At 63.5% G+C, this 23922-nt stretch carries 18 protein-coding genes, 4 tRNA genes and 1 other RNA gene; 7 read left to right on the plus strand and 16 right to left on the minus strand.

Annotation, left to right across the window (positions count from 1 at the left end; genetic code table 11):
* Positions 1-99 precede the first annotated feature (99 nt).
* The 3 genes from KWO_RS11040 to KWO_RS11050 all read left to right on the plus strand — a co-directional run bounded on the left by KWO_RS11040 (position 100) and on the right by KWO_RS11050 (position 3350).
* A non-coding RNA gene (locus tag KWO_RS11040) (sX9 sRNA) lies at positions 100-177 on the plus strand.
* Between the two features lie 209 nt (positions 178-386).
* Complete coding sequence (gene zupT / locus KWO_RS11045) at positions 387-1205, plus strand: zinc transporter ZupT (protein ID WP_010378754.1); 819 nt, start codon at positions 387-389, stop codon at positions 1203-1205.
* A 312-nt stretch (positions 1206-1517) separates the two neighbouring features.
* Complete coding sequence (locus tag KWO_RS11050; RefSeq protein WP_173399573.1) at positions 1518-3350, plus strand: DUF3300 domain-containing protein; 1833 nt, start codon at positions 1518-1520, stop codon at positions 3348-3350.
* A gap of 32 nt (positions 3351-3382) precedes the next feature.
* Here the strand turns inward: KWO_RS11050 and KWO_RS11055 are convergent, their stop codons facing one another.
* Positions 3383-4369 (minus strand): RluA family pseudouridine synthase, encoded by a 987-nt coding sequence (locus KWO_RS11055; protein WP_010378758.1) that lies wholly within the window; start codon positions 4367-4369, stop codon positions 3383-3385.
* A 400-nt stretch (positions 4370-4769) separates the two neighbouring features.
* On the opposite strand from KWO_RS11055, the gene rne reads away from it, so the two are divergent.
* Positions 4770-8438: a ribonuclease E gene (rne, locus tag KWO_RS11060; protein ID WP_173399572.1), complete on the plus strand. Its 3669-nt coding sequence runs from the start codon at positions 4770-4772 to the stop codon at positions 8436-8438.
* Positions 8439-9025: 587 nt separating this feature from the next.
* Here the strand turns inward: rne and KWO_RS11070 are convergent.
* From KWO_RS11070 to KWO_RS11080, 3 genes are all read right to left on the minus strand, one after another.
* Positions 9026-9673 (minus strand): response regulator, encoded by a 648-nt coding sequence (locus KWO_RS11070; RefSeq protein WP_003489223.1) that lies wholly within the window; start codon positions 9671-9673, stop codon positions 9026-9028.
* A 221-nt stretch (positions 9674-9894) separates the two neighbouring features.
* Positions 9895-10656 carry a sulfurtransferase gene (locus tag KWO_RS11075; RefSeq protein WP_010378771.1) on the minus strand — a complete coding sequence of 254 codons (762 nt, stop codon included), beginning with the start codon at positions 10654-10656 and terminating at the stop codon, positions 9895-9897.
* A 99-nt stretch (positions 10657-10755) separates the two neighbouring features.
* Positions 10756-11121 (minus strand): DUF6164 family protein, encoded by a 366-nt coding sequence (locus KWO_RS11080; RefSeq protein WP_026112483.1) that lies wholly within the window; start codon positions 11119-11121, stop codon positions 10756-10758.
* Positions 11122-11179: 58 nt separating this feature from the next.
* Between KWO_RS11080 and KWO_RS11085 the strand changes: the two genes are divergently transcribed.
* Both KWO_RS11085 and KWO_RS11090 read left to right on the plus strand, forming a co-directional pair.
* Positions 11180-11611 (plus strand): FKBP-type peptidyl-prolyl cis-trans isomerase, encoded by a 432-nt coding sequence (locus KWO_RS11085; RefSeq protein ID WP_026112835.1) that lies wholly within the window; start codon positions 11180-11182, stop codon positions 11609-11611.
* A 10-nt stretch (positions 11612-11621) separates the two neighbouring features.
* Positions 11622-12881, plus strand: coding sequence for a TIGR03862 family flavoprotein (locus tag KWO_RS11090; RefSeq protein WP_010378776.1), 1260 nt, complete (start codon positions 11622-11624; stop codon positions 12879-12881).
* On the opposite strand, the gene KWO_RS11095 is transcribed toward KWO_RS11090, so the two are convergent.
* A complete protein-coding gene (locus KWO_RS11095; protein ID WP_010373340.1) occupies positions 12865-14157 on the minus strand; it encodes a nucleotide sugar dehydrogenase in 1293 nt (430 codons plus the stop codon). The two genes, KWO_RS11090 and KWO_RS11095, sit on opposite strands and share 17 nt — an antisense overlap.
* A gap of 139 nt (positions 14158-14296) precedes the next feature.
* Here KWO_RS11095 and KWO_RS11100 point away from each other — a divergent pair.
* A tRNA-Leu gene (locus KWO_RS11100) sits at positions 14297-14380 on the plus strand.
* 372 nt (positions 14381-14752) lie between these two features.
* Here KWO_RS11100 and KWO_RS11105 read toward each other — a convergent pair.
* The 11 genes from KWO_RS11105 to KWO_RS11155 form a co-directional block, all read right to left on the minus strand.
* A tRNA-Gly gene (locus KWO_RS11105) sits at positions 14753-14828 on the minus strand.
* An 82-nt stretch (positions 14829-14910) separates the two neighbouring features.
* A tRNA-Cys gene (locus tag KWO_RS11110) sits at positions 14911-14984 on the minus strand.
* Between the two features lie 69 nt (positions 14985-15053).
* Positions 15054-15129: transfer RNA gene (locus KWO_RS11115), tRNA-Gly, on the minus strand.
* 36 nt (positions 15130-15165) lie between these two features.
* Positions 15166-15798 (minus strand): CDP-diacylglycerol--glycerol-3-phosphate 3-phosphatidyltransferase, encoded by a 633-nt coding sequence (gene pgsA, locus KWO_RS11120; protein WP_010373338.1) that lies wholly within the window; start codon positions 15796-15798, stop codon positions 15166-15168.
* Entirely contained in the window at positions 15798-17654 is a 1857-nt protein-coding gene (gene uvrC / locus KWO_RS11125) for an excinuclease ABC subunit UvrC (RefSeq protein WP_010378778.1), read from the minus strand. Before uvrC ends, pgsA begins: the two co-directional genes overlap by 1 nt.
* On the minus strand, positions 17651-19069 hold the full coding sequence (locus KWO_RS11130) for a hypothetical protein (protein ID WP_017113177.1): 1419 nt from the start codon (positions 19067-19069) through the stop codon (positions 17651-17653). The genes uvrC and KWO_RS11130 overlap by 4 nt, the downstream gene beginning before the upstream one ends.
* A 23-nt stretch (positions 19070-19092) precedes the next feature.
* Complete coding sequence (locus KWO_RS11135; RefSeq protein ID WP_010373333.1) at positions 19093-19557, minus strand: low molecular weight protein-tyrosine-phosphatase; 465 nt, start codon at positions 19555-19557, stop codon at positions 19093-19095.
* Complete coding sequence (gene kdsB, locus KWO_RS11140) at positions 19554-20333, minus strand: 3-deoxy-manno-octulosonate cytidylyltransferase (protein WP_010378785.1); 780 nt, start codon at positions 20331-20333, stop codon at positions 19554-19556. The genes KWO_RS11135 and kdsB overlap by 4 nt, the downstream gene beginning before the upstream one ends.
* A gap of 321 nt (positions 20334-20654) precedes the next feature.
* Positions 20655-21692: a tetraacyldisaccharide 4'-kinase gene (gene lpxK, locus KWO_RS11145; RefSeq protein WP_010373330.1), complete on the minus strand. Its 1038-nt coding sequence runs from the start codon at positions 21690-21692 to the stop codon at positions 20655-20657.
* Positions 21689-23458, minus strand: a complete 1770-nt coding sequence (msbA, locus tag KWO_RS11150) for a lipid A export permease/ATP-binding protein MsbA (RefSeq protein WP_010373329.1) — start codon at positions 23456-23458, stop codon at positions 21689-21691. The genes lpxK and msbA overlap by 4 nt, the downstream gene beginning before the upstream one ends.
* Positions 23455-23919 (minus strand): ExbD/TolR family protein, encoded by a 465-nt coding sequence (locus KWO_RS11155; protein WP_010373328.1) that lies wholly within the window; start codon positions 23917-23919, stop codon positions 23455-23457. Before KWO_RS11155 ends, msbA begins: the two co-directional genes overlap by 4 nt.
* Positions 23920-23922: the final 3 nt, after the last annotated feature.

The following is a 23922-nucleotide window of genomic DNA, read 5'->3' on the forward strand; positions in this document are numbered from 1 at the left end:
CTGTCTACAGGGCACATGCGCGGACAGAAGCGCACGTTTAGCAGCTAACAAAACTACTGCGCAGCCGCCAGGCGGGTGCGGACGGTGCTCGGAAACCTCCTGTACCACTCGTACACTGCGGTTCTGAGCGGCGCCGTCCGCGTCCACCTGACAGCTGCTCGCTACGTTTCGTTAGCCGCTCTCAGTAGCGTCCTGTTCGTCTTTGCTTGACGTTCGCGCCGGCGTGAAGCTGGCGCCGCTGCGCTGTTTTTTTCGTGTTCAACACCACGCGTTCGTCATCCAGGCATGGCCATCCTGCGTTCGCGGAGGGCGTGCGCATATAGCGCAGCTGCAATCGCCACGTTCCCCGCCGGAGAATTTTCCATTCAACGAGGTTGCCGCGTCACATGCTTGAAGTGTCATCACACAATGTCTGGATCGCGCTTGCAGTCACGCTGGCTGCGGGTCTGGCGACCGGGCTCGGCAGCCTCATGGTGGTGTTCGCCAAAAAGCCCAATCCGCGGCTGTTGGCATTTGGGTTGGCCTTCGCTGGTGGCGCGATGGTGTACGTGTCGCTGACGGAAATCCTCAATAAGTCGATCGCCGCGTTTTCCCACGCCTACAACGACAAACTTGGCTTCACCTTCGGCACGCTGACCTTTCTGGGCGGCATGCTGTTGATCATGGTGATCGACCGCCTGGTGCCGAATCCACACCAAAGTCTTTCCAGCGACGATCCGCAGTTTCGCGACGACAACCGGGCCTATATCCGCCGGGTTGGTTTGATGACCGCCATTGCGATCACGGCGCACAACTTCCCGGAAGGGTTGGCAACCTTCTTCGCCACGCTGGAGAGCGCGGCGGTGGGCATGCCGCTGGCGTTTGCGATCGCCATCCACAACATTCCCGAAGGCATCGCGATCGCGGTGCCGGTGTATTTCGCTACCCGCAACAAGTTCTACGCAGTGGGCGCCAGCCTGCTCAGCGGATTGGCCGAACCGATCGGTGCGGGCATCGGCTATCTGGCGTTGTCCAGTGTGCTCTCGGATGCGGTCTTCGGCACCGTGTTCGGGCTGATTGCCGGGGTGATGGTGTTTCTGGCGCTGGACGAGTTGCTGCCGGCCGCCAAGCGCTACGCACAGGGCCACGAGACCGTGTATGGATTGGTGTCGGGCATGGGGACGCTGGCGATCAGTCTGGTGCTGTTCCGCTTCGCAACGCCTTGAAGCGCACTTTATCCAAGCACGTGGTGCGCTGGCAGCGCCAAGCGTTATGCCCTGGCAGCGAACCCACCACAGCAACCTGACACCACCGCTTCAACGTTGATGTCGCTGTGGTGCAAATGGCGAGTGGATACGCGCTACCTGCCCGCAATCATCCTCCGGTCCTCGCACCGCGCGTTCTTGGCATGCGGCTTCCCGCACGTTTGCTGAACACGGTTGCGCCTGGTCGACTGAGGAGCAATTTTAGAAAGGTTCCAGACATTCAAACCGGCGCATGGTACGCGCGTCATCAACGCGCACACAGCGAGGTGCGGTATGCAACGCATATGTTCACAAGGGCGCCTTGCTTTGGCGCTGTCGATCGCATCCACCGGCATGATTGCATTGGGTGGGTGCCAACGCACTGACTCGCAGGCGCCAGCCGCCACCGAGCCTCCTCCGCCTCCCAGTGCAGTCGCAGCGCCGGCTTACACGCCGCCCACGGCGGATCAGCTGTACCAACTGGTTGCGCCGATTGCCCTGTTTCCGGACAAGCTGCTGGCGCAGACACTGGCCGCTTCGGTATATCCCGATCAAGTGGTCACCGCGCAGGAGTGGCTGCGCAGCAACAGCGGCTTGAGCGCCGCCGATCGCGCGCAGGCCACGGTGTCGCAATCCTGGGACCCGAGCATCAAGGCCCTGACCGCATTTCCGGACGTCGTGTCCCAGTTGGCCGGCAATCTCGATTGGACGCGTGCGCTCGGCGATGCCTATGCCCACGACCCCAACGATGTGCTCAATGCCGTGCAGATCATGCGCCAACGCGCTCAGGCCAGCGGCCACCTGCGCAGCACGCCGCAACAGCAGGTGCAGGTTGCGCGCCATGTGGAGGTCACGCCCATTCTGGATGAAGGACGCATCCCGCCGCCGTCGCAGGTGATCACCATCGAACCGGCACAGCGGGACGTGGTGTACGTGCCGCGCTACGACCCTGGCGTGGTCTACGGCACGCCGGTCGATGTCTATCGCGAGTATCGCTACCGTCCGGTCCGCTGGTACGACGAAGGCGACGTCGTCACCACCGGCCTGGTATCCTTCGGCGTCGGCGTGCTGGTAGGCGGCGCACTTGAACATCATCACGGCTGGTTCGGCTGGGCCGAGCCGGCGCCTGGCTGGCACAGCTGGGGCTGGAATAGCTGGGGGGTGAACTGGAACGCACCGCCGGCCGCACCGCATTACGTGGTCTATCAGAATCATGTCTATGCGCCGCGCACCACTATCATCAACAACCGCAATACCTATATCGATTCACGCTCGTATGTGAATCAGGATCAGCGTCATTGGTCCAATGCGACATCCGCGCCTGCGCCCGTTGCAGGCATTGCCCCAGCAAGCTTCCGCGCAGCGCAAGCGGCCGCTCTACCGGCAGCGATGGCCAGCGCAAAGGGGCTCAGGGGATTTGCCGGAGCAGGTGCGCCAGCGCCCTCGCCCGCCCAGCTTCATCGTCCGCCCGACTATGCGCATCTGGCCGCGCCGCATTTCAATGCGCAGATGCTGCAGCCGGGCCGTCCGGTAGCGATGAACACTTCGGCGCCGTCGCCGTTGTCGCATGCGGCGCCGCTGACAACCGCGGCCCATACGATGCCGCCACCGCCTGCAGGGATGCGCTCTCCGCGCGTCCAAGCGCCGGCATTCGCATCGGTTATACCGCAGCCTCGGGCGAATGACCTGCAGGCCGCACAGCATCAGCGAATGGCGCAACTGCACGCAGATTCGCGGGCAGCGCAGCAGCAAGCAGCCGCGGCAAACCACGCACATGCGGCCATGCCGCCGCGCGATGCATTTGCCAGCCGCGACGCCCGCGATAGCCAGTTCCGCGCGCAAGCCAAGCCTGCGCAATGGAAGCCGCCCATGCAAGAGCAGCGACAGCTGCCGCCCCATCAGCAATTTGCGTTCGCAGCCTCGCCGCGTGCCGAACATGCGCAGCCATCGCAGCCGCGCTACGAATCGCGCCCGGTCATGATGAAGGCCGAGCCGCAGCGACACATGCAGCGGATGGTCTCCTTCACGCCGCCGCGTGCCGCGCCAGCCCGTCCGGCGGACACGCACCAGCAGCGCCCGCATCCGGCAGCGCAGCCGCAACATCACGACCACCGCCACGACAGCTGAGCCAGCACGCTGACGCAGCCGCACTGGCTGCGTCAGCGACCGAGTTGGTCCAGCGCTTCGGCCAGTTCGGGCGCCAGCGGCGCGCTCAGCACGTAAGGCGTCTTGCCGGCATCCAGGGCGAACTCCAGCGACGCGGCATGCAGGAACAGCCGCTTCAAACCAAGCTGATCGCGCAGGCGCTTGTTCACGTCCGCCTCGCCGTATTTATCGTCCCCGGCCACCGGGTGCCCGAGGTGCTGGGCATGCACGCGGATCTGGTGGGTGCGCCCGGTTTCGATGCGCACTTCGCAGTAAGAATGCCCGCCACGCCGTTCCAGCAACTTGAAATGACTCAGCGACGGCTTGCCGATCGCATTCACCTGCACATGCCGCTCGCCGCCCTGGCGCAGGCCGATATGCAGCGGCGCGTCTACGGTCATCACGCCGTCGGGCATACGACCGACCAGCAAGGTCAGATAGCGCTTGGTGATGCCACGCCCTTCGACGCGGTCGTCTTCACGCATCAGAGCCTGTAGCTCGGTCAGCGCCGAGCGCTTCTTGGCCACGATCACTAGGCCGGATGTATCGCGATCAAGCCGATGCACCAGTTCCAGGCTCTGGTTCGGGCGCAGCGCCCGCAGCGTTTCGATCGCTCCGAAGCTGATCCCGCTGCCGCCATGGCTGGCGACCCCGGTCGGTTTGTTCAGGGCGAGCAAGCGCGCATCTTCGAACACGATCGCCGCTTCCAGCCGCGCCATGAACGACGGCGGCGGCGCCGCTTTGTCGCCCTCTTCGTTGACCCGTACCGGCGGAATCCGTACTTCTTCGCCGCCTTCGAGCTTGCGCTCGGCCTTGGCACGCCCACCGTTCACACGCACCTGACCGCTGCGCACCAGCTTGTAGATCAGGCTGCGCGGCGCGCCCTTGAGCTGGCCAAGCAAGAAATTATCCAGCCGCTGCCCAGCACGGTCTTCCGGAACTTTGAGAATGCGCACACCGACACGGTCGGTCGGAGGCTTGGGGGGCTGGGGGTCGGTCATCCGGCTCTTTATTCTGTTACACTCGGCGAGCGAGATAAGGGTTTGATTTTGTTGGAAGTTGATTGGCCAGAAGCCTGACTTCCGATGATTCCGGCACAGTGCGCGACCACCGCCCCCGGGGCGGCCATGTTAGCGGCTCACCGGCCTACCCGGCCATCGCCAGCGGTTTTTGACCGTTGCGCTGAACATGTCCCGTGCGCTGCCCCGGTTCGTCCGGACGCGTCTGCCGGCCCTGAAACACCTATAAAACTTAAACAAGCGCTCCCGCGGCCTGCCGTGGTGTTGCAGCGCTGGAAACTCTGGTCAGGCCTGTCCGCGCGTTGCGCGAAGGGCCGACAAGCTGTTCCAGAGGCGAAACGTCACGGCGTTCCGCGCGGTAGAGCGCGTGAGGAACGCAACAATGAAGCGAATGCTGATCAACGCAACGCAGGCCGAAGAGCTGCGCGTGGCGATTGTGGACGGCCAGACCCTGTACGACATCGACATCGAACAGCCGTCCAAGGAACAAAAGAAGTCCAACATCTATAAGGGCCGTATCACACGGCTCGAGCCTTCTCTGGAAGCGGCGTTCGTGGACTACGGCGCCGAGCGTCATGGCTTCCTGCCGCTGAAGGAAATTTCCCGCGATTACTTCCAGGCCGGCGTCGACCATAACAAGTCGACCATTCGCGAGCTGTTGCGCGAGGGCCAGGAAATCGTGGTGCAGGTCGATAAGGAAGAACGCGGCAACAAGGGCGCTGCCCTAACCACGTTCATTTCGCTGGCCGGCCGCTACATGGTGCTGATGCCCAATTCGCCGAGCGCCGGTGGCGTTTCGCGCCGCATCGAAGGCGAAGACCGCGCCGCGCTGAAGGAAGCGCTGGACAAGCTCGATATTCCGGACGACATGGGCGTAATCATCCGCACCGCCGGTGTGGGCCGCGATGCCGAAGAGCTGCAGTGGGATCTGGACTATCTGCTGCAGACCTGGAAAGCGATTGCCGAGGCTGCACTGAGCAAGCCGGCCGCGTTCCTGATCTACCAGGAATCGCGCTTGATCATCCGCGCCCTGCGCGACTACCTGCGCGCCGATGTCGGCGAGATCCTGGTCGATACGCCGGAACTGTATGCCGACGCCCAGGAATTCATGAAGCAGGTGATGCCTCAGAGCCTGCGCAAGCTCAAGCACTACACCGACGACATTCCGCTGTTCAACCGCTTCCAGATCGAATCGCAGATTGAAGGCGCCTATGAGCGCAACGTGCGCCTGCCCTCGGGCGGCTCGATTGTGGTCGACCAGACCGAAGCGCTCACCGCCGTCGACGTAAACTCCTCGCGCGCCACCAAGGGCAGCGATATCGAGGAAACCGCGTTCCAGACCAATCTGGAAGCGGCCGAAGAAGTGGCACGCCAGCTGCGCCTACGCGACCTGGGCGGCCTGGTGGTCATCGACTTCATCGACATGACCTCGTCCAAGCACCAGCGCGAAGTCGAAAACAAGCTGCAGAACGCGCTCAAGTACGACCGCGCCCGTGTGCAGCTGGGCCGTATCTCGCGCTTCGGCCTGATGGAAATGAGCCGCCAGCGCCTGCGTCCGAGCCTGGGCGAATCCAGCCAGATCGTCTGCCCGCGTTGCGATGGCCATGGCCGCATGCGCAGCGTCGAGTCGCTGTCGCTGTCGATCATCCGCGTGGCCGAAGAGCACGCGATGAAGGAAAACACCGGGCAAGTGCTGGTCCAGGCCCCGGTGGAGATCGCCAACTACCTGCTCAACGAAAAGCGTAGCGCGCTGCGCGAGATCGAAAATCGCCACGCCTCGCCGATCATCATCGTTGCCGATGAGCAGCTGCACACCCCGCACTACGAAGTCACGCGCCTGCGCGAGAACGAGTTGGGCGAAGACAGCGGCAAGCCGAGTTACCAGCGCGGCACCCCACGCAAGCTGCCGGTGCATGCGCTGACCAAGGCGCAGTTGAACATCCCGGCACCTCCGGCAGTTACTTCGATCAAGCCGAGCCAGCCGGCTCCGGTGCGTGAAGAGGCCCCTGCCCCGGTGGCGCCAGTCGCGGCTCCGGCACCGGTGGTCACCGTGCCGATTCCGGCACCGGTCACCGGCGTGGTCGGCTGGTTGAAGCGCATCTTCGGCGGCGTCGAGCCGGTCGCTCCTGCTCCCGAGTCGACTCCGCGCCCGCGTCAGAACGATGCCGGCCGCAATAACCGTAACGAACGCGGCGAGCGTGGCGGTCAACGTCGCGACGGTCGCGATGCCCGCAATGGCGGCAACCAGCAGCGCGGCAATGGTGGCAATGGCAACGGCGCCAACAAGGAACGCCGTGACGAGCGCCGCCAGCCAGCCAGCGGCCAGGGCGCGCAGAACGGAGCACAGGCACAGCAGCAGGTGCAGGCTCCCAAGCCGCCGCGCAATGAAGCGCAGGCACCGAAGCAACAGCAGCCGCAGCAGTCTCAGCAGCAGAAGCCCAAGCCGCAGAACCAGACGCCGCGCCCGCCGCGTGCACCTGCACAGCAGGACGGCGCGCAAGCTGAGCGTCAGCCACGTCCGGCACGTCAGGATGAAGGCACGGCGGCAGTGCAGACCCTCACATCGACTGCCGCAACGGCAACGACGTCGAGCGTGGTGGCTGCCATTGCCGATGCCGCTGCACCTGCGACTGCGCGGACCATCGCTAACGAAGCAGCGCAGGCGCATCCGGTTGACGTCATGGTAAGCGAGTCCACCGCTGATCGGGGTACCGACGCAAATACGGGTGTACCGACCCAGGATGGCTCGGGCGACGATGCAGCCAATGGCGAAGGCGGAAGCCGTCGCCGTCGCGGTCGTCGTGGTGGCCGTCGTCGTCGTCGTGGCGCTGGTGCCAACGGCGAAGGCGGAGCCAGCGTCGATGGTCTGGAAGGCGACGACCTGGACGGCGATGCCGACAACGATCTCGATGGCGACAACGAAGCTGACGCCGCCGGTACTCAGGCGCATGCCTCGGCCGCAGCGCGTGCAGGCCAGCCGGAGTTCGACTTCGATGACGACGCACCGGCACCTGCCGTGCGCGCCAAGCCCGAAGCTACTGCTCAGGCGGCCGCCAAGCCGCGCCCGGTTCCCAAGGAGCGTGCAGAGCCAGAAGTCGGCAATGACACGTCCTCGACCACTGCGCCGGTGTCCAACACCGTACCGGCATCGCAGCCAGCAGCAGCACCTGTTGCCAAGGCTGACGTTGACCACAAGCGTGCAGCTGCACCGACCGTGGCCGCCGATGCACCTGCCAAGCCCGCGCCGGCCGCCGTCAATGCTGATGTTGGCGCAACGCGAGCTGTGGAACAGCGCCCTGCTCCGGTCGCGCAGCAAGCTCCCGCTGCCCCGGCACCGGTTGCTGCTCCGGCACCCGTGGCATCCACGCCGGCGCCGGCTGTGGCTCCCGTCGCCGAGACCGCATCGACGACACCTGCTGCTCCGGTCCCGGCACCGGCTCTCGCAACGCCTGTGACAAACGATGCTCCGGCAAGCACACCACAGCACCAGCCTTTGCACTCGGCGTCGGCTAGCGTTGCTGCGCCCGCCGCAGAGGACACTGCGGCAGCGAAGGCCGACCAGCAGCAGCGCGCTGCTTCGGCGGACGTTGCACCACCTGCGGAGCAAGCGGCACCGGTCCAGAAGGCAGCTGCAACGCCTGCTGCCGAGCTATCGGCACCTGTGGCAGCAACGCCGGCTGCGCAGGCCGAGGTAGTTACGGTCACGTCGCCGCACGCCGAACGGTCTGCTCCGCCCGCGTCATCGGCGGAGGTGGCAGTGACCGCTACATCGACGGTCGCGCAGGCCAGCCCGAGTGCAGACGCTACGCCAGTACGTAAGCCGTATGCCCCTGTGCAAACCACCATGCTTGATGCGTTGAGCCCGAAGGATGCTGCAACGTCAGCCTCCTCGGTCAGCGAGCATCCGACGCCTGCTGCAACAACGCAGGAGTCGGACGCAGACAAGCCCAAGCCGACGGTGGTTGTGTCCGAAGTAAAGCCTGTTGCCCCATCGACCGAGGCCGACAAAGCGCAGGAAAATGACAGCAACAAGCCGCGTGGCGATCACTGATTAACAGGTGATTGCCCAGGCCGGCTTGTGAAGTCACAAGCCACGTCATCAAACACAGCGGCCTTCAGGCCGCTGTGTTTTTATGTGCCGTGTGCAAACGACTGCACGGCAGACGCGTCTATCGAGATCCAAGCAAGGTTCCCACGCATCACGTTCCACCGCATGCCAGTGGCATTGGACCGGCAGAGAGCATCAGCTGCTGCAAGGTGATCTACAGGCTACTGGCGCGGAGCGCTTGTCCGGGGTGCTGCAAGAACTCTCTGCCGAGCCGGGAATTCGGCAACGGTAGAACCTGCTGGCGCATAACGAGCATCGTTACGGAAAAGCTGTTTGTAGGCAGCGCGTCGCCATGCTCGGCGTCAATGCTGAAGGAGCACGCCGCCTGCATTCGGCGGCAGTCACACACGGAAGGCCGGTGAAATTGACGCATCTAATTGATGCATCTCTACGCGCTGGTTCAATCCAACTGACGCCGCTGAAGGGCTGATCCACCCCATTTACCAGTAGGTGATGCGCTGCTCTACGCGCTGTGGTTCAACCTGACCCACCGTGCGCGCAGACGCTTCGCCACGCCCTAGGGCAACAGCTCACAACACCCTGGAGGGATCGGTCAGACCGTACTGGTTGGCCAGCCGTGCCAGCGCAATGTTGTCCTGGATGCCGACCTTTTCAAACAGGCGCGCTTTGTGCGTATTGATGGTCTTGGCGCTGAGGTTCAAGCGCTTGGCGATGTCTTCCTGGCGCAGGCCCTGGGTCAGCAACAAGGCCACTTCCAGTTCGCGTGGCGACAACGCATCGAACGGAGAACCGCCACCTTCCAGATTGGATAGCGCCAGGTTCTGCGCGATCGTATTGCCGAGATAGCGCCGCCCCAGGGCGACTTCACGTACCGCGCGTAGCAGCTCGTGTGCGTCGCCGCCCTTGCCCACATAGCCGGACGCACCAGCTTCGAGCAGACGCTTGGGTAGTGGGCCGTCTTCGAGCACGGAGACGATGATGACGCGGGTGCCGTAATCGCCTTTGACGATACGCTCGGTAATTTCCAGGCCGCTGACACCAGGCAAATGCAGGTCGCACAGCACGATGTCCGGCTTAAGCTGACGAATCTGCGGCAGCGCGGCTTCACCGCTTTCTGCCTCGCCCACCACATCGACGTCCACTTCCTTGGACAGAATCATCTTCATGCCGGTACGCACGAGTGCATGATCGTCGATCAGAAAAACTCTGATTGTCATCCTTGTTGTCCTCGCTAGCGGCTGGCTGGTGCAGCCTATCTCCGTGAATAATTCAGGGCAAGCTCGATGCGACGTATTACTTTAAGTAATAGCATCAAAAGCATCACTAGAGCATGCGTGACGTGCGCGTAGCGCGATGTCGCAGTACGCGATGCTGCGACGTGTATTGATGATGCAGGCGCTCGCATGCCCGATGCATCGGGAAACCCAGTCGCGCTCGGTCAGATTTTCCCTGTTTCGACGGGGCGTTCGGCGTCCACCAAGGGCCTCAATTCCGGATCCAGCGCAATGCGTTCGTCGAAGACGAAGCAGCGGCCGTCGTAGCCTTCGCCACCAACCTCTTCGAAATAGCCCAGAATTCCGCCCTCTAACTGCAGCACGTTGTCCATGCCATCGGCCTGCATCCATAGCGCGGCCTTTTCGCAGCGAATGCCGCCGGTGCAGAAGCTGACCACCGTGGCATCGGCCAGCGCGGCACGATGTGGTTCAAGCGCGCCAGGCAACTCGGTGAATTTGTCGATGGGTAGGGTCAACGCATCCTGGAACGTGCCGTACGCCACTTCCTGCGCGTTGCGTGTGTCTAACAGCACCAACGGGCGGCCGCGATCATCCTGCCCTTCCCGCAGCCACTCGCGCAGCACGGCAGGCGTCACCGAAGGCGCACGACCTTGCAGTGGCGATGCATCGCCGCGCCGAAAGCTGATGATTTCCGGCTTGATCTTGACCTTGAGCCGTGCGAACGGCTGATGCGCACTCTCGCTATACTTGATCCGCATCTGCGCAAAACGCGCATCTGCCTGCAGCCAGGCGTAAAACGCGCTGATCTGCTCGGCATCGCCGGCCAGGAACAGGTTGATGCCCTCCTCGGCAATCAGCACCGACCCTTTCAGCGCCTGCTGCTCGGCTTGCGCGAGCACACTTACCGCAAGTGTCTGCGGATCCTGGATGGTGACGAACTCGTAGGCAGCGGTATTGGTAATCATGCCGACATTTTAAAGGCGCATTCAGCCGCTAGCGAGCACTGTGAGTGGAGGTGCGACACGGTGCAACAGCAACCGTGCACTCCACATCACGCCACGCGTTCAGCCGCGCAAGAGCAGAAACGGCAGCAACACCAGCGACGCGACCACCAACATGCCGATCAGCGTGACGAGCACAAACAGCGGACGCCTGCGCAGCAATGCACCAAAGGTCTCCGCGGTGCCGGCTGCAAGCTCCTGCTGACGCTGAGCGCGGGCAATTGCGCCGCGTTGCGCCTGGTAGGTATCCATCGCGGCCTTGGCGCGTGGATAGTCGGCATCGTCGCTGAGCCAGATACCGCCGGCAGAAATTCCCCAATTGCTTGGGCGCGTTTCATAGATCTGCACCCCCTGCTCGCGCATCAGTGCACGCACCTCGTCGGCTTCGTCGTCGGGAACATTGCGCAGATTGAGCAGCAGCTTGGCCATGCCGCGATGATAACGGGAGCCAGGTGCGATAATGCCGCCTTTCTTCATGGACCCTGCCATGCGCCTTCTGTTGACGCTCTGTGCCGCCCTGTTGCTCGCAAGTTGCGCGCCCGCCCTGCCGCCCTCCGGTGGCACCATCGCCAACTTCGAGCGGATCGACCGCACGGTCGGGACCGGCGCAGTGGCAACGCCGGGCGCGATGGTCACCGTGCACTACACCGGCTGGCTGTACGACGAAAAAGCCGCCGACAAACATGGCAAGAAGTTCGACAGCTCGCTGGATCGTGCCGAGCCGTTCCAATTCGTGCTGGGCGACCATCAGGTCATCCGCGGCTGGGACGATGGCGTAGACGGCATGCGTGTCGGCGGCAAGCGCACCCTGATGATTCCGCCCGATTACGGTTACGGCGATAACGGCGCAGGCGGTGTGATTCCGCCCGGTGCTTCGTTGGTCTTCGATGTGGAATTGCTGGGCGTGCAACCGCGCTGAGTGCCGAACGATGACGGGTTCGAACATGCGGCGGCTAGCCGTGATCGGCAGCGGGCCGGCCGGTTTGATGGCGGCAGAAGTGGCCTGTGCTGCAGGCTTGGCAGTGGATCTGTACGAGGCCAAGGGCTCGGTGGGGCGCAAGTTTCTGATCGCCGGCAAAGGCGGTTTGAACCTCACCCATTCCGATCCGATGCCGCTGTTTGCACAACGCTATCGCGAGCGCCAGCAGCCGGTTGCAGCATGGTTGCAAGAGTTCAACGCAGAGGCGCTGCGCGACTGGGCACGCGGGCTGGGTGTTGACACCTACGTCGGCAGCTCCGGCCGTGTCTTTCCGATGGACCGCAAGGCGGCGCCCTTGCTGCGCGGTTGGGTGCGTCGGCTCAAGGAACAGGGCGTCGTATTTCATGTGCAGCACCGTTGGTTGGGCTGGAGCGAGAACGGCGCATTCCGTTTCGATACACCCACCGGCGCGGTCGAGCGCAACGCAGATGCCGCCGTGTTGGCGCTGGGAGGTGGCAGCTGGCCGCAGCTGGGTTCCGATGGTCAGTGGCAGGCTGCATTGCAGCAACGCGGCATCGCGGTTGCGCCCCTGGTGTCGGCCAATTGTGGATTCGATATCGAGTGGAGTGCGCACTTCGTGCAGCGTCATGCAGGTGCTCCGCTCAAGCCAGTTGTTGCACACTGGCAAGACCGCAATGGCTTGCAGCATGCATTGCAGGGCGAATGCGTGGCGACCGCGAACGGCATCGAGGGCAGCCTGATTTACGCCATGGCCGCGGACCTGCGCGAGCAGATCGAAGCGCATGGCGTTGCCGAACTCGTGCTAGATCTGATTCCCGGTCGCTCACTTGAGCGTGTGCACACCGAACTAAGCCAGCCACGCAAGGGACGCACTTTCAGCGAGAATTTGCGTCGCCAGGTCGGCATCGATGGCGTCAAGGCCGCCCTGCTCTACGAACATCTCGGCAAGCAGGCGGGCGACGATGTTGCATTGGTCGCACGCACGCTCAAGCAGTTGCCGCTGCGCTTGTTGCGAACGCGCCCGATTGCCGAAGCGATCAGTTCGGCAGGCGGCGTGCGGTTGGAAGCGCTGGACGATCAGCTGATGGCACTCGCGCAACCTGGCGTGTTTTGCGCTGGCGAAATGCTCGATTGGGAAGCGCCGACCGGCGGCTACCTGCTCACTGCCTGTTTCGCCAGCGGCTTACGCGCTGCGCGTGGCGCGGTGCAGTGGTTACAGCAGGATGGACGCGCTACAGACGATCGCTGACCGCCGCACGCGGCCACACCGATTTGACGTCATAGACCAGCGCGCCGGGTTTGCCGAGCGCGGCAATCCGCGCGACGTCGTAGTCGCGATACTGCGCATGCGCCACTGCCAGTACCACGGCATCGTAGGCGCCGTCTTCGGGCGTCTCGCAGAGCTGCACACCGCCATGCTGCAGCGCCTCCGCCGGGTCTGCCCAGGGGTCGCAGGTGTCCACTTGCATACCCGCCGCCTGCAGCAGCTGCACCAACTCCAGGGCACGGCTGTTGCGTAGATCCGGGCAGTTCTCCTTGAAGGTAGCGCCGAGCACCAGCACCCTCGCATGCGCGAGCGGGACGCCCTGCATGGCTAGCATGCCGCAGACGCGCTCGGCCACATGGCGGCCGACACGATTGTTGACCTGCCGCGCGGTGTGGATCAGGTCCGGGTGATAGCCCACGCTTTCGGATTTGTGCATCAGGTAATACGGATCTACCCCGATGCAATGCCCACCGACCAAGCCGGGACGAAACGGCAGGAAATTCCATTTGGTTCCTGCGGCTTCGAGCACATCGAGCGTGTCGATTCCCAGCTTGTCGAAGATCAACGCCAGTTCGTTCACCAGCGCGATATTGACGTCGCGCTGGATGTTCTCGACCACCTTTGCCGCTTCGGCCACGCGCATCGACGGGGCGCGCCAGGTGCCAGCGGTAATGATGCCGGTGTACAGCGCATCGACCGCATCAGCTGCCTCGGGGGTCGAGCCAGAGGTGATCTTGCGGATATCGCGCAGACGCCGCTGGCGATCACCGGGATTGACGCGCTCGGGGCTATAGCCGCAGAAGAAATCGTGGTTGAAGCGCAGCCCGGAGGCTGCTTCGAGCAAGGGTACGCAGACTTCTTCGGTGGTTCCCGGGTAGACCGTGGATTCGTAGATCACCAGATCGCAGGGCTTGAGTGCAGCTGCGATCAAGGCAGTGGCGCTGCGCAACGGCTCCAGATCCGGTTGCTCGAAGCTGTCGATCGGCGTCGGCACAGTCACGATGAAAATGCTGCACGTGGCCAGATCGGTCGCATCTGCGGTGTAGCGCAGCTGCGTTGCCGCAGCCAACTCGGTATCGTCCAGTTCCAGCGTGGCATCGTGGCCATCGCGCAATTGCGCTACACGCTGCGCATCGATGTCGAAGCCCAGGGTGTCGCGCTGCTCTCCGAATGCAACCGCGAGCGGCAGGCCGACATAGCCTAAGCCGATGACGGCGATGCGCCCTGGTGGCGGTGCGAGAAGCGTGTGGCCGGACATGCGGTTCCTTGAATGGTACGCAGCCGGTGGCGGCGCGTTGTGCGGCGGCAGCATAACGCAGGCCGCAGAGAGTCAGTCAGTGTAGGAAGTCCGCCACAAAGATTCACAATCGCCGCGCAATCAGGCACGCTATCGCAATGCCCGGGTGGCGAAATTGGTAGACGCAAGGGACTTAAAATCCCTCAGCTGTGAGGCTATGCGGGTTCGACCCCCGCCCCGGGCACACTTTTATGACGCAACAGAGTCAGCGTACGCTGCAGTGGCCTTCGAGCCGCGCGACTTCTTGCGTATTTCGATGCACGATCATTCGCATCGTGCAGCCGGTTGATAGTTGCCTGTCGCCAGATTGCGTCGTCGATAACCACGTGGGCTCAACCTCGCTTACGCGATTTGTCTCAACGCAGCCATCTACCCGCATTCCTTCAAAGCGCTTACGTAGTGGGTGCATGTATACGCACTGGAATGAGCATTCACCAGCGGACACCTTGGCATCATGCTCGGTATTCGCAGCACACACTCACGACACAAACGTCCCCGACCAACATACGCTGCAACTAAAAACCCTGGATATCGCGTGATATCCAGGGTTCGAATTTGGAGCGGGAAACGAGACTCGAACTCGCGACCTCAACCTTGGCAAGGTTGCGCTCTACCAACTGAGCTATTCCCGCGTGGAGCAAAATTGTACAGCTTGTCACTTCGTTGCGCTAGCCCTACTGTCGTTCCCGACTGCAGAAAACAGCGCATGCGATGTGGAGGCCTGGGCCGGAATTGAACCGGCGTACGCGGATTTGCAGTCCGCTGCATAACCACTCTACCACCAGGCCGAAACATCAAAACCCAAGGCATCCTGCCTTGAAACAACGAGACCCCTGACACGGGGCCTTGTCTACATCTGGAGCGGGAAACGAGACTCGAACTCGCGACCTCAACCTTGGCAAGGTTGCGCTCTACCAACTGAGCTATTCCCGCTTGGGAGGCGAAATTCTACAGCGAACAGCATAGCTGTCAACTGTTGCTTTCGATTTTTTTCGGCTTGCTGCTGATCGCTGCTTTTTCATCGGCGCGCAGGCTTGGCCAAGCGGCCTGCAAATACTGGAAACCCGACCACAGTGTCAGCAATGCGGCAATTGCCAGCGTCCAGTAACCGGCGCGGAAAATCAGGTTGCCCAGCCAGATTTCATGCGTGGGCATCTGTCCCGGCGTGACCGAGTACAACAAACAAAGTAAGGCGACCATTTGCGCGGTGGTCTTGATCTTGCCGATCGCCGCCACGCGCACCTTGGCGCGCTGGCCGATCTCGGCCATCCACTCGCGCAGTGCAGAGACGGCAATTTCGCGCCCGACGATGACCGCAGCCCAGAACGCCATCCACGGCGTGGGGTGGCCTTGCACGATCAGGAACAGGGCCACTGCGACCATCAACTTGTCGGCAACCGGGTCGAGGAACGCGCCGAATGCGGAATACTGGTGATAACGCCGCGCGACCCAGCCATCCAACCAGTCGGTGATGGCGGCCAGGGCAAACACGCCAGCGGATGCAAAATTCGTCCACGTGTACGGCAGGTAGAACACCACGACCAACACCGGGATCATCAAGATCCTCAGCAGTGTCAGCCACGTGGGGATGGTCAACTTCATTACGGACTTGCCTCGCCTGCCGCATCGGGAAGCGCCAGCCCGTGCAGGTTAGCGTAGATTCGCGCAGCAAGTGCGGCATTGACCCCCTCCACCCGTGCAATCTCGGCCTCACCGGCGGCTTTGAGGCCGACCAGTCCGCCGAAATGCTTGAGCAGGCTCGCGCGGCGCCGCGGGCCGATGCCGGGGATATCCTCGAGCTTGCTGGTCATGCGCGCCTTCTGCCGGCGCCCACGGTGGCCGGTGATCGCAAAGCGGTGCGCTTCGTCACGTACCTGCTGGATGAATTGCAGCGCCGGCGACGCCGCGCCCGGCCGCAGCTCGCGACCGTCGGCCATGATCAGCGCCTCGTGCCCTGCCCGGCGCTCTTCGCCCTTGGCCACACCAAGCAGCAACACGTTCTCGACCCCCAGGTCGGCCAGCGCAGCCTGCGCCTGCGCCAGCTGGCCGGCGCCGCCGTCGATCAGTAGTAAGTCGGGGAGCACGCCGTTCTCTTCCACCGCGCGACGGAAGCGGCGCTCGATCGCCTGCCGCATGGCTGCGTAATCGTCGCCCGGGGTGGTGCCGGAAATATTGAAGCGTCGATACTGGCCACGTACCGGGCCGCTGGCATCGAACACCACGCACGAGGCGACGGTCGCCTCGCCCATGGTGTGGCTGATGTCGAAGCACTCCACGCGTTTGACTGGCTCGGCCAGCCCAAGCATCTCGCGCAAAGCTTCGCTGCGCGCATGCTGCGCGCTCTGGCTGGTGAGCTCGGTGACCAGGGTCAGCTGCGCGTTGCGCGTGGCCAGCAGCAGATAGCCGGCACGCTCGCCGCGCACGTTCCATTTCAGCGCCACCTTGTGTTCGGCAGCGGTACTGAGCGCGGCTTCGATCAGTTCGGCTTCCGGAATTTCGCGGTCGAGCAAGATCTCGCGCGGCGGCGAGTGCTCGGCGTAGTACTGCGAGACGAACGCGCCGAGGATTTCGTCGGCACTGTCTTCGCCATTGGTCTTGGGAAAAAACGAGCGCGTACCGAGATTACGGCCATCGCGAAAACTCAGCAGCAACACGCAGGCCTGGCTGGATTGCGTGGCGCAGGCCAGCACATCCAGATCGGCTGCGCGGCCATCAACGTACTGGCGGTTCTGCATGCTGCGCAACGAGGACAGCAGATCGCGTAGACGCGCCGCACGTTCGAATTCGAGCGCTTCGCTGGCCTGTTGCATCGATTGCATGATCTCTTCGCCGAGCTGATCGCTCTTGCCTTCGAGAAACATGGTGGCGCGACGCACCGATTCTGCGTAATCCGGTGCCGCCACCAAGTCGACGCACGGTCCGCTGCAACGGCCAATCTGATACTGCAGGCAAGGCCGCGAGCGATTGCGGAACACGCTGTCTTCGCAGCTGCGCAGCTTGAACAACTTGTGCATCAAACTGAGCGTTTCGCGCACGCCCGTCACGCCCGTATAGGGACCGAAATAACGCCCCTGCACCGCACGCGGACCGCGGTGCAAGGCGATGCGGGGCCAATCCTCGCGTGTCAGCAAAACGTATGGGTAGCTTTTGTCGTCGCGCAACGAGACGTTGTAGCGCGGCGACAGCGACTTGATCAGCTGGTTTTCCAGCAGCAGTGCTTCGGCTTCGCTGCGGGTGACAGTGACATCCATGCGCGCAACCTGCGACAACATCGAGGTCAGCCGGGCATTTTTCGGCGTGCCATTGAAATAGCTGCCCACGCGCTTGCGTAACGCGCCGGCCTTGCCGACGTACAGCAAGGTATCGTCGCCCGCATACATGCGGTAGACACCAGGCGCGGTGCTCAGTTGCGCAGCAAACGCTTTTCCATCGAAATCGCTTTGGGGCCTTGCGCTCATTCGTCTATCGAAACATCACTCAGTGCGCCGCTTGCAAGGTCGTACCGCAAGATGGCGTGTGCATCGGTTTCTGCGATCCAGACCGCTCCGGCAGCGACCGCGAGGCCAGCTGGGCCATGCAAGCGGCGCGGCAACTCGACCGTGGTCAATTCACCGCCCCCTAAACGCAGGCAGCGCAGGCGGCCATTGCCAGTGTCGGCGATCCACAGCAGCGGCGAATCGGCCGCCAGTGCGATGGCCTGTGGGAATTGCAGACGCGCGGTGCTGCGCGGGCCGTCTTGATCGCCAAACTGCCAGGTACCCTGCCCGCCGACCAAGGTCTGCACCAGATCGCCGCGCAATTGCATGGTGCGGATCGACGAGCCCAGCCCGTCGCACACATAGGCCATTTGTTGCACCGAGGCCAAACCGGCCGGCTGTGCGAAAGCTGCGAGATGGCCACTGCCGTCGCGCGCTTCAAGTGCACCGGTGCCTGCGCGCGCGGTCAGCGCGGCGCGGCCCAGGTGATAACTCCAGATGCGGTTATCGCCAGCCATGGCGATCAACACCTGGTTATCGGCGATGGCCAGGCCTTGCGGGTAGTTCAGCGCAGACGCGCCAGCGGACGCCAGCGGGCCTTCGACCGGCTCGCCGGAGCGGCCGGTACCACACAAAGTATCCACCTGCCCGCTGCGCAGGTTGATGCGACGTAGCGCGTGATTGCCGGTGTCGGCGACGTACAACTGATCGCGCTCCAGCGCCAAGCCCTGCGGACGCCGGAATGCCGCTTCGCCGACGCCGCCGTCGATGAGATCGGCATTGCCATGCCCAAACTGGCGCAATACGCGTCCGCTGTGCGTGCACTCAAGCACCCGGTGGTGGCCGGTATCGGCGACATACAAGCGGTCTTCCGTCGCGGCCAGTCCGGTCGGAAAACGCAACGCCAGATGCGGCTCGGGACCGCGCTCGGCCACGCCGTGCAGGTCGGCATCCGATGGCGGCTGCTGGCCTTCGCACAGCGCTGTCAGCGCCTTGTCCAGATCGCCGGTGACCCCTACCAGGCGCTGCCGTTCGCGGCCGTAGGCATCTAGCAGCACCAGCGTAGGCCAGGATTCAATACCGAAGCGGCGCCAGGTTTCCCAGTCCTTGTCGAGCAGGATCGGCGCACTCACGCCATGCCCGCGCAGTTGTTTCAACGCGCGTTGCGGTACGCGTTCGCTGTCGAAACGCGGCACCTGCACCACGATCACCTGCAGCCGGCCAGGGCTTCGCGCCTGCCAGTGCGCCAGCTCGGCCAGGCGCTCGGCGCACCACACCGAACTGGCATTGACGAACGCCAGCACCAGCGCACGGCCGCGGTGCTCCTGCAGTGTGGATGGCCTGGCATTGAGCCAAGTGGGAAATTCCGGCAGTTCCTGGGTGAGCTGGGCATTCATGCGTTAATTATGCCCAAGCGCGATTAGCCGCGGGTGAGCCTGGCCACGGTCAGGCGCGCGGCAGCATCGACCAGCTGCCATCCCTGCTCGAAGTCATCCATGCTGCCGGTATACGGGTCGGGGATGTCATCGCGCTCGTCGATGCCGGCCCAGGGGAGCCACAGGGCCACCTTGTCGCGCTGCGCTGCCGGGGCGAGCCGCTGCAGATCGCGCAGATTGTTGCCATCTGCGCACAACAGCCAATCAAAATGCTCGAAATCCGAACGCGTCACCTGACGTGCGCGAAGACCCGAAATATCCACGCCATGGCCACGCGCGCAGCGGATTGCGCGCGGATCCGGCGGATCGCCGGCATGCCAGTCGCCGGTGCCGGCCGAATCGACCTTGATGCGCCGCGACAGCCGCGCCTGATCCAGTTGCGCACGCAAGGCGCCCTCGCCCATCGGCGAGCGGCAGATATTGCCCAGACAGACGATCAGCAGCTTCATGCCGACGCCACCCGCGTCTGTGCACGGACGAGGTCGTCCGGGGTGTCGATGCCCGGCGGAAACGGCTCGGGCGTCACTGCCACGGCAATGCGATAGCCGGCTTCCATCACGCGCAATTGTTCCAGCGATTCGATGCGCTCCAGCATGCCGGGCGGCATTGCCGCAAAGCGCTGCAGGAAGCCGGCGCGATAGGCGTAGATGCCGATGTGGCGCAGCCACTGACCTGCTGCAGGCACGCTGTCGCGCTGGCTGGCGAAGCTGTCGCGGTGCCAGGGAATCGGCGCGCGGCTGAAATACAGCGCATCGCCGGCGGCCGTACGCACCAGCTTCACCACGTTGGGATCGAACAGGTCGTGCGCGCTATCCACCGGCGCGGCCAGCGTGGCCATCTCGGCACCGGAGTGCTGCAGCAGATCGGCAACCGCGCGAATACCGGCAGCCGGCGCGAACGGTTCGTCGCCTTGCAGATTGACTACGCAGGTCTGTTCATCCCAACCGGCAATGCGTGCGCATTCGGCAAGGCGGTCAGTGCCGGAGAGATGCGTCGTGCCGGTCATCGCTACATGCACGCCGGGCAGATGTTCGATCGCTTCGGCGATGCGCGCATCGTCAGTGGCCACCCACACCGCGTGCGCGCCCGCCAGCAATGCGCGCTCGGCAACGTGCTGGATCATCGGGCGATCGCCGATCCGTTGCAGCGGCTTACCCGGCAGACGCGTGGAGGCGTAACGAGCCGGAATGGCGACGACGAAATCAGCAGGTGTTGTGGGTGTCATACGTGCGCGCTCTGGTGTGCAGTAGAAAGTGGAGAAGCGAGAGAACCGAATCGCCGGCTTTCTCCGTGTGATTGAGCGAAGTCGCGGTAGTCAGTTGGAGCCGCGATGTGCTACGTCGGGACTGAAGCGCCGTTGTATGCGTTGCTCGCAACCATACGCACCGAAATTCCTAAGTGGGCCGTTGCCTGAGCGCTGCAAAATCTTGTGCAGCACGGCTCTGCATCAGAGCCCACAGGAACGTAATCAAAGCCGGGCCTTCGAAGGTAGGCGGGCAAGAACCTACTGCAGCCAAGCCAAAGCTCACCATTGCACGCGCAGCCCTCACACGCCCTGCCGGCTCGCCAATTTGTTCAGCCGGTCCAACAGGCTCACCCAGAACGCGGCCGGCAGCTCCGCCTTGAGCGGCACGCTGTACAACCACTCGTCCGCAAACGGACGACATTTCACTGCATCCTTTTCCGTCATCAGCACCGGCAGGCGGCTGCCGAAGCTGAAATCTGCAGCGTGATAGACGTGATGATCCGGAAAGGCATGCGGCACCACGCCGATGCCGCGCGCACGCAACATCGCGAAGAAGCGTTCCGGGTTCGCGATGCCTGCCACCGCATGCACGCGTTGTCCGGCAAGCATGCTCAGCGGCTGCGCACGTTTGCCGTCCATCGGCTGCACGCTGTCGATGCTCAAGCGCATCTGCCACTCGCCGAACCCAGCATCATCCGGCGCCTGCGGCGCTGCGGTGGCACTGGCCTGACCGAGATTGACCACGCGGAAGTCGCAATCGCGCGCGCGCGCAACCGGTTCGCGCAGCGGCCCGGCAGGCAACAAACGTCCGTTGCCATAACGTCTCTGGCCATCAACCACTTCGATCTCGACATCACGCGCCAGACGGTAGTGCTGCAAGCCGTCATCGCAGATCACGATGTCGCAGCCCGCCTCGACCAGTGCGCGTGCAGCAGCAAGCCGGTCGCTATCGACGCGTACGCGTGCACCAGTTTTCCAGGCGATCAGCACCGGCTCATCGCCGCCAAGCGCCACCGGCGTGTCTGCCTCGACCCATCGCGCGGTACCAGCGTCATCGCGGCCGTAGCCACGGCTGGCCACACCAGGCGTCCAGCCGGCTTCCTGCAGCTTCGAAACCAAAGCAATCGTCAGCGGTGTCTTGCCGGTGCCGCCGGCAGTCACGTTGCCGACCACGAGCACCGGCACCGGAACGCCGTGGCGCTTGCGCCAACCGCGGCGATACAGCGCCCGTCGCAACGCGATTGCAGCGCCATAGACCGGCGCCAGGATGCGCGCCGGCAAGGGGATCGGCGTGTTGTCGTACCAGTAACCCGGGGTGCGAGTGCCGCGCTTGCTCATGCTTGCCGTTCGCGGAACTGCATGCCGTGCAGGTGCGAATACAAGCCGCCCTGCGCCAGCAATTCGTCATGGGTGCCGCGCTCGACGATCCGGCCCTGGTCCATCACCAGTACCTGATCGGCATGCTCGATGGTGGACAGACGATGCGCGATCACCAGCGTGGTGCGGTCCGGCATCAGTTTGTGCAAGGCGTCCTGCACCAAACGTTCGGATTCGTTGTCCAGCGCGGCGGTGGCTTCGTCCAGAATCAGGATCGGCGCGTCCTTGAGCATTGCGCGTGCGATCGCCAGACGCTGGCGCTGGCCGCCGGACAGGCGCCCACCCTTAGTGCCGACGTGTGACTGCAAGCCTTCGGGCAGTTGCGCCACAAATTCCATCGCGTTGGCGCCCAGAATCGCGCGTTCCAGCTGGCTGGCATCGGCATTGCGCATTTCGCCGAACGCCACGTTGTCGGCGATGCTGCCATCGAACAGCATCACCTGCTGGCCGACGAGTGCTATCTGCCGGCGCAGATCCGCCAATGCGTATGCCTGCACCGGGTGGCCATCGAGCAGGATCTGCCCGGCCTCGGCTTCGTAAAATCGTGGAATCAACTTGATCAGGCTGGATTTGCCGCTGCCCGAGCGCCCAACGATCGCGGTGACCGTGCCCGGCTGCGCGATGAAGCTGACATCGGCCAAGGCCGGATTAACCTGGCCTGGGTAACGCGCGGTGACGTCGCGAAATTCGATCAAGCCCTTGGCACGCGTCAGCGGCACGGTGCCTTGATCCGGCTCGTCCGGGCTATCAAGCACCGAGAACAGACGCTCCGCCGATGCCAGGCCACGCTGCACCATGTTCTGCACATTGGTGAGCTGCTTGAGGCCGGGAATAATCGTCAGCATCGAAGTCATCAGCACGACGAAATCGCCGGCCGTCAGGCGCCCGGCCAGTGCCTGTGCACCGGCCACGAACAACAATGCCGACAAGCCGATCGCGCCGATCATCTGCACCGTGGCGGTGGAAATGCCGCGCGTGGATTCGACCTTCATTGCCAGGCGCAGATTGCGATCGGCTAGCGCGCCGTAGCGCTCCATCTCGGTCTGCTGGGCGCCGTAGATCTTGACCTCCTGATGGCTGGACAAGGTCTGGTCGGCGGCCTGCAACAGCTGCGCGCCGCTTTCCTGGATGCTGTGGCTGATACGCCGATAACGCCGCGCGACCTTGTCCATTACCCAGGCCAGCACCGGGGCCAGCACCAGAATGGTCAACGTCACCTGCCAGCTATGCCACAGCATCAGCGCCAAGGCGCCGATGACTTGCAGCGACTGTTGGATCATCACTTTGACCGCATCCACCGCAGCCTGCGCCACCTGGTCAGAATCCGAACCCAACCGTATCAGCATCGACGGCACCGGCTCGGAATCGAAGCGCGACCCGGGCAGACGTAGATACTTCGCCATTACCTTGATGCGCAGATCGCGCGCGATGCTGCGCGCGGATTTTCCCATCGCCATGTCGGTGATGTAGCCAGCGATGCCACGCACCACGAACAACAGGATGATCTGCACCGGCAGCCAACGACTGACTTCGGCGTTCTTGTAGATGAAGGTCTCGTCGGTGATCGGCTTCATCAATGCCAGAAAACCGGTGGTACCGGCCGCTTCGATCAATGCTGCGATCAATGCGGCGACCAGCAGCAGCCGATACGGCTTGGCGAACGCCAACAGGCGACGGTACGTGCGCCAGGATGAGACTGGCGCCGGGCGGTCGGTGGAGTTGGTCACTGGCGGGTTCCGTTGCTGCTTGTCCTGCCGGTCGTGCTGGTGGCGTCGGCCGGGGGCGCGGTGGCAATCGCGATACGTCGAAAGCCGAGCTGGCCCAGCGCATCCTGCGCGGTAACTACAGCCTGATACGGCGTGCGTGCATCGGCGCGCATCAACACGGTCTGTTGGCGATCGTCGCCGGCGATCTGCGCGATGGTCTGCTTGAGCGAATCCACGTCCGAGCGCAGCACTTCCTGGTCGTTGATGAAATACCGCCCATCGGCGTTGACCAGCACGCTCAACGAACGCGGCGGCGTGCTGGTGTGTTGGTCGCTGGCGGTCGGCAGCTGCAATTGCAGCGTGGAGCGTGCGTCGAAGGTCGTGGTCACCACGAAAAAGATGATGAGGACGAGGATGACGTCAATCAATGGCACCAGGTCGATATGTGGTTCATCCTGGCTTCGGTCGCTGCCGATGCGCATCCG

Origin of the sequence: Xanthomonas vasicola pv. musacearum NCPPB 4379, assembly GCF_000277895.2 — a bacterium.
GTDB classification, from domain to species: domain Bacteria; phylum Pseudomonadota; class Gammaproteobacteria; order Xanthomonadales; family Xanthomonadaceae; genus Xanthomonas; species Xanthomonas vasicola.

What these genes read in the sequence shown, in the direction of transcription:
- zupT (WP_010378754.1), top strand. Translation starts at nt 387, where the DNA reads ATGCTTGAAGTGTCATCACACAATGTCTGGATCGCGCTTGCAGTCACG.
- KWO_RS11050 (WP_173399573.1), top strand. Translation starts at nt 1,518, where the DNA reads ATGCAACGCATATGTTCACAAGGGCGCCTTGCTTTGGCGCTGTCGATC.
- KWO_RS11055 (WP_010378758.1), bottom strand. Translation starts at nt 4,369, where the DNA reads ATGACCGACCCCCAGCCCCCCAAGCCTCCGACCGACCGTGTCGGTGTG.
- rne (WP_173399572.1), top strand. Translation starts at nt 4,770, where the DNA reads ATGAAGCGAATGCTGATCAACGCAACGCAGGCCGAAGAGCTGCGCGTG.
- KWO_RS11070 (WP_003489223.1), bottom strand. Translation starts at nt 9,673, where the DNA reads ATGACAATCAGAGTTTTTCTGATCGACGATCATGCACTCGTGCGTACC.
- KWO_RS11075 (WP_010378771.1), bottom strand. Translation starts at nt 10,656, where the DNA reads ATGATTACCAATACCGCTGCCTACGAGTTCGTCACCATCCAGGATCCG.
- KWO_RS11080 (WP_026112483.1), bottom strand. Translation starts at nt 11,121, where the DNA reads ATGGCCAAGCTGCTGCTCAATCTGCGCAATGTTCCCGACGACGAAGCC.
- KWO_RS11085 (WP_026112835.1), top strand. Translation starts at nt 11,180, where the DNA reads ATGCGCCTTCTGTTGACGCTCTGTGCCGCCCTGTTGCTCGCAAGTTGC.
- KWO_RS11090 (WP_010378776.1), top strand. Translation starts at nt 11,622, where the DNA reads ATGACGGGTTCGAACATGCGGCGGCTAGCCGTGATCGGCAGCGGGCCG.
- KWO_RS11095 (WP_010373340.1), bottom strand. Translation starts at nt 14,157, where the DNA reads ATGTCCGGCCACACGCTTCTCGCACCGCCACCAGGGCGCATCGCCGTC.
- pgsA (WP_010373338.1), bottom strand. Translation starts at nt 15,798, where the DNA reads ATGAAGTTGACCATCCCCACGTGGCTGACACTGCTGAGGATCTTGATG.
- uvrC (WP_010378778.1), bottom strand. Translation starts at nt 17,654, where the DNA reads ATGAGCGCAAGGCCCCAAAGCGATTTCGATGGAAAAGCGTTTGCTGCG.
- KWO_RS11130 (WP_017113177.1), bottom strand. Translation starts at nt 19,069, where the DNA reads ATGAATGCCCAGCTCACCCAGGAACTGCCGGAATTTCCCACTTGGCTC.
- KWO_RS11135 (WP_010373333.1), bottom strand. Translation starts at nt 19,557, where the DNA reads ATGAAGCTGCTGATCGTCTGTCTGGGCAATATCTGCCGCTCGCCGATG.
- kdsB (WP_010378785.1), bottom strand. Translation starts at nt 20,333, where the DNA reads ATGACACCCACAACACCTGCTGATTTCGTCGTCGCCATTCCGGCTCGT.
- lpxK (WP_010373330.1), bottom strand. Translation starts at nt 21,692, where the DNA reads ATGAGCAAGCGCGGCACTCGCACCCCGGGTTACTGGTACGACAACACG.
- KWO_RS11155 (WP_010373328.1), bottom strand. Translation starts at nt 23,919, where the DNA reads ATGCGCATCGGCAGCGACCGAAGCCAGGATGAACCACATATCGACCTG.